The following is a 13,555-nucleotide window of genomic DNA, read 5'->3' as shown; positions in this document are numbered from 1 at the left end:
CATTTCAAATTTTAAAGGGGGAGTTCACACATGAAAGCTGTACATTTTGGAGCGGGCAATATAGGCCGCGGTTTTATCGGTCATATGTTGTCCGCTTCCGATTATGAAGTCTGCTTTGTCGCACGTAACCCGAAGAAGATCTCCATGCTGCAAAAAAGGAAAGAGTATCCCATTACCCTCGCTAATGCAGATCAGGACACAACCATGGTCAGCAACGTCACGGCCATTCATGTGGGCGAACAAGATCGCGTGGCTGAGCAGATTGCATCAGCTGATCTCATTACGACAGCGGTCGGTGTATCCGCACTTGAGGATATTGCCGAACCCATTGCCAAAGGCATATATCTCCGCATGAAAAACAACAATCAGGCACCCCTCCATATCATCGCTTGCGAGAATGCCATCGGAGGCAGCACTCGCCTAAAGAAACGGGTATATCCGTTTCTGGACGAACAGACTCGTACCAAAGCCGACCGCTATATCTCGTTCCCCAATGCAGCCGTCGACCGGATTGTCCCGGCGCAAAACCATAAGGATCCGCTGCAGGTCACCGTTGAACCTTTTTATGAATGGGTCGTTCACCGTCCGGCGCTGCTGGATGGATTCAAGGAGATTGAAGGCGTACACTACGTCGACTCCCTTGAGCCTTATATTGAGCGCAAGATGTTTACCGTGAATACAGGTCACTGTGTGGCTGCATACTTCGGATATCTCGAAGAATTCAAGACGATCAGGCAAGTCATGAGTAACGCCACACTGCGTGCCAAGGTTAAACAGGTCATGGAGGAAACGGGAGCCATGCTTGTGAGAAAACACGGGTTTCATCCTCAAAAACACAGCCAATATATCCATACCATTCTCGAACGCTTTGCCAACCCCAACCTGACAGATCAGGTTACCCGGGTCGGACGTTCACCCCTTCGCAAGCTATCGCCTTATGACCGGCTTGTTCGCCCAGCGATGCAGGCCAGCGAATTCGGAATAGAAATTCCCCATCTTACTTCCGCTATGGCTGCCGCAATGCTCTTCGATCACGAGCAGGACGAGGAAGCCATGAAGCTCCAACACATGATTCGTGAAGATGGCGTCTCCGCCTTCATTCGTGAACGCATGGGCATTCCCGACGAACACCTGGTTCATCAGCATGTTGTCGCCCGATACGAGGAACTCAAAGGGCGCAAGGAATCGGCCATTTTAACCTGACGCGCCTCAGGTAAACGGTAGATGATGTATAAACTGAATAGAACAAGGCAAAAAAAGCCGGGAGGAACCTATGCCCAAGCATTGTTCCTTCCGGCTCTTTCATGTTATTTGGTGGTGTTCTCTTCATTCATGATGGAATTCAGGGATACATACGCCAGCGGCAGGAATCCCTCAGATGGTTCACCTACAGGTGCATCAATGTGGAAAATGAAACCATTGCCATCCAATTCTTTTACAATGAAATACTCCGTCTTTTTATCGTTTTGAGACATCATATATAGTCTTGCATCCTTCATCGGGCCATTGCTGAGCTCTTCCTTGCTCAGTTCCTTGACCTCTCCCGTTTCGCTCAGCTCTTCCTTGGCATCCATCTTCAGCGCATCCAGATTGAAGTCTGAAGGAAGCTTTTCGATCTCCACTTTGTAGTCAGGATCAATCTTCATTGTCAATTCGTCGTCATCTGCATCAAAGGCCATGGGTTCGAACACATACAGCGAGTACCCCTCACCTTGAGCAAGTTCAGCTAGACGCTTCTCCGTCATGCCTTCCACTGTTACTTCGAGTTCTGTTGTTTTGGGACGATCTGATGTCACGTTATCGCCTGCATTGGAACCGTTCGGTTCATCCGCTTCAATCTTCGTAATTTCCGTAAGCACCAGCTGCTTGGTTGTACTGTCGCCGCTCTCAATCGTTCTCTCTACATATTTGAATTGTACTGAATCTTCATCATCAATGTCATCAAAGGATTTCTGCACATTCTCTTCAACCTGGAAAGCCATCGGAACCTCCTTGACACGGATCTCTACCGTGTGAGGATCTGCCCAGCCCGTCAAAATGCCTTCTGCTTCGATCACCACACTGTCATTTTGCTGCTGCTCCGGTGCAGGCGTCTGTTCCCCTGTATTTTTGGTTGGTGGCTGCGCTGCAGGACTGCTGTTACCACAGGCCACAAGTGAGAATCCCATGAGTAAAACGAGTAATGATGCACTAATATTCATTGTATTTCGCATATGAACACCTCCGTTAGCTTATACGCAATGATGCTTGTCCATGTTGCTTCATTCTGCATACTAGTACTTACACGGCTGGTCGCTAGCTCAATCAGATAGATAAATAGACACCCCGAAATCAAACGCATCTTTAACTGGCTTGTTCCATTTGAACAAGCTTCGCATTGGCCCCGTTGAACGCTTTCGTCTGCTTGTTGAATTGCTTCCTTAACTCGGCAAGATGCGCATATTGGCTATTGCGTTCCCGGATAGCGCGTTTGATTTTGACCAGATTCGGTTCTGCGCTGCCTCTCATTAATGAATACAGCAATTCATCGGCATCCAAACTTTGCTCATAAAAAGCTGCAAAATCCTCAAATGCCTGTGCTCTTGCCTCGTATTGGTCCAGAACGGTTTGTGCCTGAACGAGCGTTTCTTCTTTTTCAAAAGATAATCGTCCCAGGGAATCCCGTACAGCGGGTGTCCGTTCCCGTGTCTGCTTCATCAAGGTTTCCGCCTGCTCCAGCAGTTTTCTCCGCTCGGCGATATGATCTTCCGCCTCATCCAGCAGTGACTCCAGGTCACTGTTTTTGTTTTTCCCCTTATTTAAAATCGATGTGTACAATTCCATTTCCTCCCGTTCATGACGGGCAAGTCCCTTCAGATTCTGAGCCATTTCCTGATCATTCAGGATCAGTTGGTTTACCTGATTCGCAGCCGGCTCCTGCGGCTGTCCACACGCACTGGTGATCACCGTCAACGCCAGACCGACGGCAGCCAGTGCTGATTTTTTCCACGTACGCACTCGGTCGTCTCCTCTCTTGCATTTGTATTATCGTCCCTGATTACAAGCGGGTATCTCCGCTAAAATTGGCAGTCCAATGTGCATTCGGATCGTAGACCTCGAACTCATAACCCCGATCTTCAAGCAATTTCAGAATACGCGGCAACGCCTGCACCGTCTGCTCCCTTTCATGCATCAGGATCACTTCCTTGTCCCGGTGCACACTTTTGCTGACACGCGCCACGATCTTGTCCGGCTGACCCGGAAGATTCCAATCCAGAGAGTCTGTCGTCCAATCCCACATTTTGAAACCCGCTGCGGCAATGTCGCCCCTGAAGGATTCATCGATCTGCGGACTGCTGCCGTAAGGAGCGCGAATCAGATGCGGCGTGAAGCCAATCAGATCCTGCACCATCTTCTGCTCCTTCTTGAATTCTTTCACGAAGTTCGCGGAGCTTCCGCTTTTGTACAGGGTGTTATAGTTATGTGTCATACTGTGAAGCCCCGGGTAGCTGCCCTCTTGGACCAATCGCTCTACCGCAGACTTATGTTGATTCAACTGACGTCCAATCATGAAAAAGGTTGCCTTGGCCTCATGCTCTTTCAAAATATCCAGCAGTTGTTCCGTATATTCACTTGGTCCATCATCAAACGTTATGTATGCCAGCTTGCGAACCTGTCCCTGAAATCGTGCAGGCTCTTCCTTCACATCCGGAGTCATTTCAATCATGCCCAGCTTGGTTGGCTGTTCAATGACAGCTATAGGGGGCGGTGCGACATAGCCCTTAATCCAGTGGGTCATTCCAATGAATGCATATGTTAAACCGGTAATGATCAGTGCAAGCAGTATCAGGGCTGCACTCAATCTTCCGTACCGGATTCGTCTTCGTTTATGTGTCTTTGCTCGGCTGCTTCTGCTCGCAATGCCGCCATTTTCGCCTGCTGTCTGTTGTTGAACTCTCACTTTCAGTGCCACTTCCTTAATTTCCCGATTATTGGTATATTATATCGTTTCATGTCTCTATATAGAAGATTAATAGAAAAGCGGCCTTGGTGAATGACAGAATAGTTACAAGCCCGGTTACAATCTGCTTATCTATTTTCCTTTCATCGCTTTTCGAACGGCTGCGTTCTCCTGTATAATGAATTGATTTACGCCATTTGACTTCAAGAAGGAGCTACATCCATGACAAGCTTGTTTCGTGCCGGCAGATCCATTGAACTTCTGTTCGTTGTCGGCATTATTGCCATCTCGTTTTCTTCCATTTTCGTGCGCTGGTCCAGTGCAGATGTGGCTGTCATCGCCATGTACCGGCTGTTTCTAACCAACCTGCTGATGCTTCCGTTTGTCTGGAAATACCGGCATGAGATGATGCGCCTTAATTTCAGGCAGTGGGGGCTGCTGCTCGCATCCGGTGTGATGCTGGCACTTCATTTCCTGCTGTGGATGGGATCGCTCAGACTTACGAGTGTGGCCAGCTCCACGGTCATTCTTGCCCTTGAACCCATATTGATTTTGGCAGGTTCCGTGTGGCTGTTCAAAGCCAAAATTAACCGCATGATGATTATCGGCATGGGCATCGCCCTGCTTGGCTCCATCGCCATCGGAGCTGGAGATTTTCAGCTGGCCGGTACGGCACTGCAAGGCGATCTCCTATCTCTGCTGGGAACGATTGCGGTAGCCATCCATATGCTGCTTGGACAATTCCTGCGTTCCGGACTAAGTGCCTTCTCTTATAATTTCTGGGTATTTTTCGTCGCTGCCTGCACGCTGGCGGTATATAATTTGGCCATGGGGCATCCGTTCGGGGGTTATGCCGCTTCAGAGTGGGGGATTTTCCTGCTGCTAGCCATCGTGCCGACGATCTTCGGACACTATCTCTTTAACTGGCTGCTTCAGTATATGAATGCCACAACGGTATCCATGGGCGTGCTCGGTGAGCCCGTGTTCTCCTCCCTGCTGGCCTGGATGCTGCTTGGTGAATCCCTTAGTGCCATGCAGATGATTGCCGGCGTCATCATTATCTTTGGGGTATGGATTTTCATTCGGTATGGCAAAACCAAACCGGCGCCCATTACCGCTGACGCTCCTGTAGGCGGAAAAGGGCCTGTCGAACCTACGGCGGTGTAACTTTATCAGCAACATATGGCATGGCAAAAAGAACGATTGGAGTCTGATACAACAGACTTCAATTGGAATCCAATACTCTTCATAAGGCGGTGTATTTTCATGAAAAACATTGTATCCATGCGCTGGCTGCTCGCCAGAATGTACGAACCGGATGTGGTCATTGCCGACTGCAGATTCCTGCTCGGTCAACCGGATGCAGGAAGACCAGCTTACGAAGCCGGACATATTCCAGGTGCCGTTTATCTCGATCTGGAACAGGATCTGTCCTCTCCCGTGTCTGCTCATGGCGGACGCCACCCGCTCCCTGACCCAACAGAACTGGCTAAGCGTCTCTCGAAGGCGGGAATCGGTTCAAATGCTCGTATTGTTGCCTACGATGATCAGGGTGGTATGAACGCCTCGCGTCTATGGTGGCTGCTTCGTTATCTGGGCCATGAACAGGTGTACGTGATGGACGAGGGCTTCTCTGCTTGGCAGAACGCCAAGTTCCCAGTCACTGCGGATGTGCCCGTACGGATCCCGTCCACATTCGAAGCGAACGTGCAGCCGCACATGCTCGCCAGCGTGCAGGATGCTCAGCACGCTTCGGCGAATAGCTCAGCGGTGCTGATTGATTCACGCGATGCCCGCCGCTATGCGGGGCTGGAGGAACCAATTGACGCCAAGGCCGGACATATTCCGGGTGCGCAGAATTATTTTTGGAAGGATGTACTGAATGCAGAAGGTCGGTGGTCTGACGTAAGTACATTGGAAGAACGCTTTGGAAAGCTGGCGAAGGACGAGCCCATCATCGTATACTGCGGCTCCGGCGTCTCGGCCTGCCCGAACGTGATTGCGCTCGAGGAAGCCGGATATACCAATGTGAAGCTGTATGCCGGAAGCTGGAGCGACTGGATTAGTTATGAGGAGAATGCAGTGGAAACTGCGGAAGAGTAGGTACGGAGCACGGGTCTACAGTATCTCAAAAACGAATACACCGCCATGCAGCCCGGGAGGCTATGGCGGCTTGTTTTGTATGCCCGAAGTCAACAGCGAGTCAACAACACCTATTGACACCTAAATTTTGTAATTAATTACATATAATAACAATCATTATACTGTTAATATTCGAGTATATAGATAAAGAGCCGGGAAACCTCACCACAGCAAAGTAAAGCTTCCCATCCCATACATACTTACTTCTAAAAGCAACTCTTACAAAGACAGGTTGGCGTAGCCAACACAGAATCAACTACTTCTTCACTCATCAATTCTGTGGTTGTCATAGTGACCCAATCTGAGAGAATTAAAGATAATATTTCCCTAAAATGGGAGGGACGTTTATACTAACTTTATATTTGAACATCTTTATTGAAAGGTGAAGAGATATACTGACGATAATTAAGGAAGAGAAGAAAACTGTTAATAAAATAATAAAAGAGCTACTACTAAATTAGAAAGCCTTCGACCTAGCGTACTAAACCGAGCTACAGCAATTTTAGGAAAAGATATTACCATCCACTCGCTCCACGGAATGATTGGTGGAAAAAATAACGAATATGCCGATTGCGTAAACACTCAGTATGCGAAACCTGATGAGTTTATTTCGAGGTGGTTGGAAGGGTTTATTGAAACAGAGGGAGATGATAGGTGGTCCGGTGGCCATCCTTTGTTTCATTTGTTGAAGGGTAAGAAATTCAAGCAATATCTTATGTTGTTTCTTGAGAGGAATTTCTATAGAAAATTTGAAGAACGAACTAGGGAAAAGCCAATAGAAAGTTTGTGGAGTTATTGGTTTGGGGATAAAGATATCTACTGGGGTTGCTGATATCACCAGTTAAAAGAGATAAGAAATGGAAAAAATGACGTGAGCGAGATTCGCAAAGCTGAATTCTCATACTGGACTATAGGTCATGTAATGAGTACTGGACTTGTTGATATTGAAAATGACGAATTGTACGAATTCGATTCTCTAGAAGAACTATATAAATTCATTAAGAACATCTTAAAGCGTCTTAAAAGATCACAGTACGAAAAGGAATTATATGATCGATATATTGATTACCTAAAAATCTGAGAACATTTTAGAAGAACCATTCCTAATTCCAGAGCTACGGTGGGGTGGAGCAGATAAGGAGCACAAGTATAGGTTGGATTTTACAATCTTAAATCCCCATACTATGAAGATTGTGGGCTTTGAAATAAGTCCACAATCTTCACACATGTCTGTAAAAGGAGCTAAAAGTGGTAGGCAAATTGAATGGAATAGTGATTTAAAATTGCAGTGGGGTAAGGAAATGCGTAATAGAAACGACTATTTTGGAGATTTCGGAATCACAACCATTACTTTTACTGATAGTGAACTCGAGGATTTGGATGCATGCTTTGACAAAATCGAAGATTATCTAAGTATGCATGGTAAAAAGCAAAAGTCGGTGCAGACGCTTTTAGATCAAATCGACATACTTGCAAATGATAATAAGAAGTAGTTATTGTCAGGGAGTTCGTGTTCCCAAAAACGAAAAAAATAACATATAATACTAGTGACAATAAGCCCGCTAAGAACGCGGGCTTATTGTGTTGCGAGAATTCAGAAAGTACACGGTGCAGGATTCCAAGTTAGCTACTTTGGAGCATTCTCATGTATCCGAAGTCAACAGCAGGTCAACGCTGCGTTGGAGAAAATGCTTTCTAAGGGGAATGATAATTACAAAGCCCCGGAGTACGCGGGGCTTAAAGAACGAACGTAGAGAAAACGGCCTGACTCGGAGCTGTGCAAGTTGGAGTCAACAAGGCGATGTAGGTTTTCTGAGTTCGATCAACAAAAAGCCAACCAATAAACAAATAATACAATATGGTGTTATATTACTACCATGTATGTACAGTATGCATAGGAATAATACTAACAGACTTTTTAGAGTGAGTGGTGACCCTATAATGGTCGAATAGTTCTTTTTCAGTATTGTGGCAACAATGTTTATACTTTTCTCCAGAGTTACAAGGACAGGGTTGATTTCTACCTATTTTAATGTACTCTTCTCTTTTCTCCTTCAGTACATCTAAGTCCCAATCATCATGTGGTCCAGATATTTGACCTAGCAAATTATCAAGCATTGCATAATTGTATTCCATTCCTTCTAGGAAAAGTACCGTGTACTTGTCAAATGGGTTAGTTACAATTGCTATAGCTAGAAATTCAGCGTCCTCAATAATGCGACCACAATGGTTACCGTTATAGATTTCTCCAATCCGGTGACCACAAGGCCTCCTTATAGAAACAGTTTCTCCACATATTGAACAGCTAGCCCGTTTTACAACCATTTCACGACTCATAAAATATTGGTATGGAAACAACTTTTGATACTGAAAAATCATCTTATCGTAAAATTGTAAATTAAATTTATTATCTTGAAAATCCAAATGTTTTCTAAGGAAGGAAAATTCTATATCAGCACGATCAAAGGCTAGCCAGGCATCAAAATGTTTTTTTTCTTGCAAATTTCGAAAGGCAGTTAAATATCCTTGAATCACTTTATACACCTGTTCAATGCACCAAATTTCTTTTGCTACAAACTGATTATTATGAGATACTTCGATAGCCTTCAATGATTTAAGATGGTTGGGAATATCTTCATTGAGAGCAGTGCCGCGGAAATTATGCAAATAATTTTTAACAGTCAACAGATCCATGTATATAGCCTACTCTTCCCAAAGATTAACTGCTTTTATCGTCTGATCAAATTTATCAGCATCACCTTCATATGAAATTTGTTTCGATTTCCCTTCTGTTTCTACTATCAGGTTTACTTTTACTTTAAGATCAGATCTTCGAGACTTCATTTTATCGTATAGATAGTTAGTTATCAGCCCCGTAACAATAGGTAAAGCAATAACTGTCATTATAATATTTGGTATGTTTATAAGGTCAGAGTGGAGTTCAAGTTCTTGAAATTGTTCATCAGAAGCGCAAATATCAAAGGTAACCTCGGTACCTTTTGAAACATCTTGAACATATTGAAAAAACGCTATAGATCCTTCAGGAAAAAGTGGGTCATTGTGATCACGAAACCCTTCCTCATATGGAAGGATTAGAGCATTTGCTCGCTGTACTTCTTCAGCATATTCCTTAGGGAAATATGATTTCTCATATACACTATTGAATGTTAATTCAACATCGGTTATTACTATTTTAGATGTTTCTTTGCTTTCGTGAATCACAGCAATATCATTCCTTTCCACAGTTTAGATTACTTTATTATACGATCTCCAACTAAAGGGTTGCAATATAAATGAAGACTCTCAGACAACTTAACAACCTGCAAACAGTCACAGTTACATTCCTTTAATCTCTTTAAAATTATATATAACAAACCTCCAATTAAGATAGCTGAAGATATGGTGATTAATGTAAGATGAAAATCGATGGGCAGGAATATGATAAAGGTTTACAGCTTCCAAAAAGAGGTTTTAGCATTAACGGTTTTGGTGAGCATCATTAGTCCCTTACTCAAAGCTACACCCTAAATGGACAATATTCAGATTTATATTTTATGTACGGGGTTGACGATAGTGTTAAAGAAGAATCAGGAAAATTAACTAATATAGGGGATGAGAAAGTTCTTTGGACTAGTATAGTTAGTAAAGGTGTGCCAACCCAGAGTGCGAGTGTTAATATTTCTGGTGCTCTAGATCTTAGCCTAGTATTCGGAGTCGTTGATTAATATTGTGGATTTGTGTTATCTCGTAAATAATCAAACAAAAAATGCGCTATTCTCATTAGCAACTATAGAAATGAAATTCTCCAAGAGCAACCATTCATCTTCGAATGTGTGGCTCTTGGAGATGTACATACACTTTTATTATTGAACAACGGACTGAATCCAAACTTGTGCGACTTTGAAGGGATTAGTCTACTAAGATTTGTTCCCAACTTGATAAAAGTGATGAAGTTGCCGTACTTATTTTATTTCTAATGCTATATTAATAGAATGACCAATACTTACTTTTATTCTTCAACTAAGATATTTTTTAAATAATTTGCTTGAAACTCAGAGAATTTAGGGGGGAAAGAGTTCCCTATCATCTGAGCTAGTTCTGTCTTAGATATATCTGATGGAAACACATAATCAATCGGGAAGGTTTGAAGTAAAGCTGCTTCTCGAGCAGTAATAACTCTATCTTCTGTTGGATGCAGGAACCTTCCTTTAGAAGGGTTAAGGCACCCTCCCGTAATTGTAGAAGACACTTTGTTCCAGCTTAGGCGTCCATAAATGTCTGAAAAGCCAACTCCGCTTTTTTTGTGACATTCTAACCAGTGCTCGGGAGGCAGGTCCTTTCTACTACCACCATCTTTAGGAATTAAAGCAATAATATTCTTTACCTTCTCGCTATGTTTTGTGGTGTTTTTATGCATAGGATCTTCACTTATATCTACAGATGGGAGGTTATAAATGTAGTCTTTTACAGTTGTACGTAAAGATCGTGAACTTTCAGGAATAGTTACTTGTTTACTCAGAGAACCCAATAAAACTAACCTTTTTCTTCGTTGCGGAACCCCGTAATCCTCCACATTAACTATTTTATAATCTAATTTGTATCCAATTTCCATCAATCGATTAACTGTTTTATTAAAATTAATGTAATTCACAATACCCGGAACGTTTTCCATCATAATAAACTCTGGTCGTATTCCTTCTACTATTCTTAAAAATTCGAGAATTAATTTATTCCTATCATCATCTATAATATTACCTTTATTACGGGTTCTCACACTAGAAAATCCTTGACACGGAGGACATCCTACAACTAAATTTATTTTTTTATGAGGGGTAACATTTAAAATTTCGTTGACACTAACATTACAAATGTCTTGTTCAATTAATACAGTTTCAGGATGGTTCATTTGATAAGCTCTAGCTGCACTACGATTAATCTCTACCGCAGAAGCAACATCGACTCCTGCTTGCTTTAATCCTTGGGTTAAGCCTCCGCAACCTGCGAACAAATCTATTGCGGTTAAATTCATTACATTCACTTCAATACCACCTCTTGATTGTTCATTATATTCATAAATTCAATCAAAATATCTTTGATAGCCTGTTGAGAATCATCACTTTTATCGATCCATTTCTTAATCAACATGTCCTGCATTATGTTGATAGAAGCAGAGTTATCATTACCAGTCATTATTTCTGATAATTTTGATATTTTATTTTTATAATCTTTCTCTTCCATTACTTCCCCAAGTAAATTTCTATTTTGAAGTAAAATCATATCAGAAACGTAATCGTCATCCCAAATGATTTCTTCGGGAGTAAGCTTAGGGAGAAACCTCACACAATTTTTATAAAATTCGATATATCGCTTTTGCGCCTTAACAACTTGATCGTCCCTCTTTTTCCCTTCTCCTCCATCTTTAACGAAATCTATATCTTGGTTTGTAAAGTTCTTAATTTGGTCTTTTAGATAATCCTTGTCATCAAGTAGCTTCGCAGGTAAGGTATCAAAATCAATACAAATATCGTTAACTTTTTGATCACCATCAAAGATCACAAAACTGTTGCCAGTTTGTTCATTTGCATAATGTTGAATATAATTCTGTTTTATATAAGAAGCACCACCAGGTGTGAAAAAAATACTGAAATTGTCAAATCGATCAGAGTTATTCTTTATGACAGCATTTAAGATTTTTTCAGCTAAGTGATCTTCGACATGTATCTTAGCATTATCATATTTAGAAGAAAGTCCTAAATATCTAAACGCTTCGCTCGGGAAACATTCATCGAGAATATCAATTTTAGAAGACTTAGGATTTCTAATAAATCTCTTAATTGCTTCTTTGGGCATTTTCTCTGCAAATGCAGGAGAATGTGTAGACATGACAATTTGATGCTTATTTACTTTTATTTGCTCTAATAGAAACAATAGTAGTAGCTTCTGAGCACCAGGATGCAAGGAAACCTCTGGTTCATCCAATAGAATCAAACTTCTAGGAGGTGAATTTAAAACTCTATGGACTAAAGTAACTATAGCTATTTCGCCACTACCCGCGTGTGCTTCAGAATAAGAAAAACCATTTTTGCTCCATATAACCGATGTTCCCCACCCTTGGAATAACTTATGGTTAATCAGTTTGATATCAACATAATCTTCTTGTAAAATTAAAGCCACTGCTTTAATCTCAGTTTCAGTCAACTGAATTACGTTTTCATTTTGTGTGCATCCGTGTATTTCGTAAATCTCACCTGAATCAATTAAGTTTTTAAGTTTAGCTGATTGTAACCTTAAATAATCTTGCTTAGAACTTGAACGAAGATGATCTATAGTTCCAAAATAAAAGAATTTATCAAACGCACTTAATTCTTTCCTAAAATCAATGTATACAAGATTTTTTTCGATAGGATTTGAACGTGTTTTACTGGTAGCCATACCATATTTTGCTCTAGGTCGCGAAGTCTCCCAATACTCCATACTGCTACGATTTTTGTGATTCATCTTCTGATAAAGTACAGAATGCCTGTCTCCTTTGTTTAGATATTCATAAAAGAAACAATGACGCTCTTGAACTTCTCCAAAATCTTCTATTGGATCAAGTTGTGAAGAGAACCAGTAATCACTAATATTCGTTCCTCTTGGCGAACCATAAAGCGCATGAAGTGCAGAACTTTTACCAGAACCATTCTTCCCTGTTAAAATAGTTAGAGGGAAGTCAAAATTAATTACTGAGTGAAAGGCGAAATTTTTAAAATAGGGAAACGCTATTTTACTTATATAATTATCAAAAATCTGTTTTTCTTTCATCATGAAGATAGTATTTACAGCGCTCTCGAACTTTCCATTAAATTCTCCTACTTCCACAAAAAAACCACCTTATATAAGTTTCTATGTATTTTAGTATCTTTTCTGTTCCATAGAGCCCTCTCTGCTACTTGAAACTTATTTAATAAGTAGCATCAATTATATCATTATAATACATTCTGATTCTCGGATAAATAATTCCCACAAATAAACTGGGGATGCTCAGCACGCTTCGGCGAATAGCTCAGCGGTGCTGATTGATTCACGCGATGCCCGCCGCTATGCGGGGCTGGAGGAACCAATTGACGCCAAGGCCGGACATATTCCGGGTGCGCAGAATTATTTTTGGAAGGATGTACTGAATGCAGAAGGTCGGTGGTCTGACGTAAGTACATTGGAAGAACGCTTTGGAAAGCTGGCGAAGGACGAGCCCATCATCGTATACTGCGGCTCCGGCGTCTCGGCCTGCCCGAACGTGATTGCGCTCGAGGAAGCCGGATATACCAATGTGAAGCTGTATGCCGGAAGCTGGAGCGACTGGATTAGTTATGAGGAGAATGCAGTGGAAACTGCGGAAGAGTAGGTACGGAGCACGGGTCTACAGTATCTCAAAAACGAATACACCGCCATGCAGGCTGATGCCCGGGGCGGTGTATTTGCAGTGCCTGTGCG

The 13,555-nt window shown here is 42.4% G+C and carries 11 protein-coding genes and 2 pseudogenes; 6 read left to right on the top strand and 7 right to left on the bottom strand.

Translation table 11 applies throughout. The annotated features are described in order from the left end of the window. Positions 1–30: 30 nt before the first annotated feature. The gene (locus ABGV42_RS23485; RefSeq protein WP_347383931.1) at positions 31–1,203 is read left to right on the top strand and encodes a mannitol-1-phosphate 5-dehydrogenase; all 1,173 of its coding nucleotides are present in this window, start codon (positions 31–33) and stop codon (positions 1,201–1,203) included. 104 nt (positions 1,204–1,307) lie between these two features. Here the strand turns inward: ABGV42_RS23485 and ABGV42_RS23480 are convergent, their stop codons facing one another. From ABGV42_RS23480 to ABGV42_RS23470, 3 genes are all read right to left on the bottom strand, one after another. Beyond that, positions 1,308–2,213 carry a hypothetical protein gene (locus ABGV42_RS23480; RefSeq protein ID WP_347383930.1) on the bottom strand — a complete coding sequence of 302 codons (906 nt, stop codon included), beginning with the start codon at positions 2,211–2,213 and terminating at the stop codon, positions 1,308–1,310. Between the two features lie 130 nt (positions 2,214–2,343). Further along, positions 2,344–2,997, bottom strand: coding sequence for a YkyA family protein (locus tag ABGV42_RS23475; protein ID WP_347383929.1), 654 nt, complete (start codon positions 2,995–2,997; stop codon positions 2,344–2,346). 40 nt (positions 2,998–3,037) lie between these two features. Continuing rightward, positions 3,038–3,940, bottom strand: coding sequence for a polysaccharide deacetylase family protein (locus ABGV42_RS23470; protein ID WP_347383928.1), 903 nt, complete (start codon positions 3,938–3,940; stop codon positions 3,038–3,040). Positions 3,941–4,162: 222 nt separating this feature from the next. On the opposite strand from ABGV42_RS23470, the gene ABGV42_RS23465 reads away from it, so the two are divergent. From ABGV42_RS23465 to ABGV42_RS23455, 3 genes are all read left to right on the top strand, one after another. Beyond that, positions 4,163–5,107 (top strand): DMT family transporter, encoded by a 945-nt coding sequence (locus ABGV42_RS23465; protein ID WP_347383927.1) that lies wholly within the window; start codon positions 4,163–4,165, stop codon positions 5,105–5,107. A gap of 99 nt (positions 5,108–5,206) precedes the next feature. Next, positions 5,207–6,043 carry a sulfurtransferase gene (locus tag ABGV42_RS23460; RefSeq protein WP_347383926.1) on the top strand — a complete coding sequence of 279 codons (837 nt, stop codon included), beginning with the start codon at positions 5,207–5,209 and terminating at the stop codon, positions 6,041–6,043. Between the two features lie 1,193 nt (positions 6,044–7,236). Then, positions 7,237–7,575 carry a hypothetical protein gene (locus ABGV42_RS23455; protein WP_347383925.1) on the top strand — a complete coding sequence of 113 codons (339 nt, stop codon included), beginning with the start codon at positions 7,237–7,239 and terminating at the stop codon, positions 7,573–7,575. 379 nt (positions 7,576–7,954) lie between these two features. Here ABGV42_RS23455 and ABGV42_RS23450 read toward each other — a convergent pair whose 3' ends face one another. Then, positions 7,955–8,776, bottom strand: coding sequence for a YecA family protein (locus ABGV42_RS23450; RefSeq protein WP_347383924.1), 822 nt, complete (start codon positions 8,774–8,776; stop codon positions 7,955–7,957). A 9-nt stretch (positions 8,777–8,785) separates the two neighbouring features. Beyond that, on the bottom strand, positions 8,786–9,304 hold the full coding sequence (locus ABGV42_RS23445) for a hypothetical protein (RefSeq protein ID WP_347383923.1): 519 nt from the start codon (positions 9,302–9,304) through the stop codon (positions 8,786–8,788). Positions 9,305–9,609: 305 nt separating this feature from the next. Here ABGV42_RS23445 and ABGV42_RS31900 point away from each other — a divergent pair. Then, positions 9,610–9,807, top strand: a pseudogene (locus tag ABGV42_RS31900) (NPCBM/NEW2 domain-containing protein); the annotation flags it as partial. Between the two features lie 284 nt (positions 9,808–10,091). Here the strand turns inward: ABGV42_RS31900 and ABGV42_RS23440 are convergent. Both ABGV42_RS23440 and ABGV42_RS23435 read right to left on the bottom strand, forming a co-directional pair. Continuing rightward, positions 10,092–11,111, bottom strand: coding sequence for a DNA cytosine methyltransferase (locus ABGV42_RS23440; protein ID WP_347384476.1), 1,020 nt, complete (start codon positions 11,109–11,111; stop codon positions 10,092–10,094). 5 nt (positions 11,112–11,116) lie between these two features. Further along, positions 11,117–12,943: an ATP-dependent nuclease gene (locus ABGV42_RS23435; protein ID WP_347383922.1), complete on the bottom strand. Its 1,827-nt coding sequence runs from the start codon at positions 12,941–12,943 to the stop codon at positions 11,117–11,119. Between the two features lie 157 nt (positions 12,944–13,100). Between ABGV42_RS23435 and ABGV42_RS23430 the strand changes: the two are divergent. Then, a pseudogene (locus tag ABGV42_RS23430) lies at positions 13,101–13,466 on the top strand (sulfurtransferase); the annotation flags it as partial. Positions 13,467–13,555: the final 89 nt, after the last annotated feature.

It is taken from the genome of Paenibacillus pabuli (assembly GCF_039831995.1).
GTDB lineage: Bacteria > Bacillota > Bacilli > Paenibacillales > Paenibacillaceae > Paenibacillus > Paenibacillus pabuli_C.
This window is presented reverse-complemented; position numbering and strand designations above follow the sequence as displayed.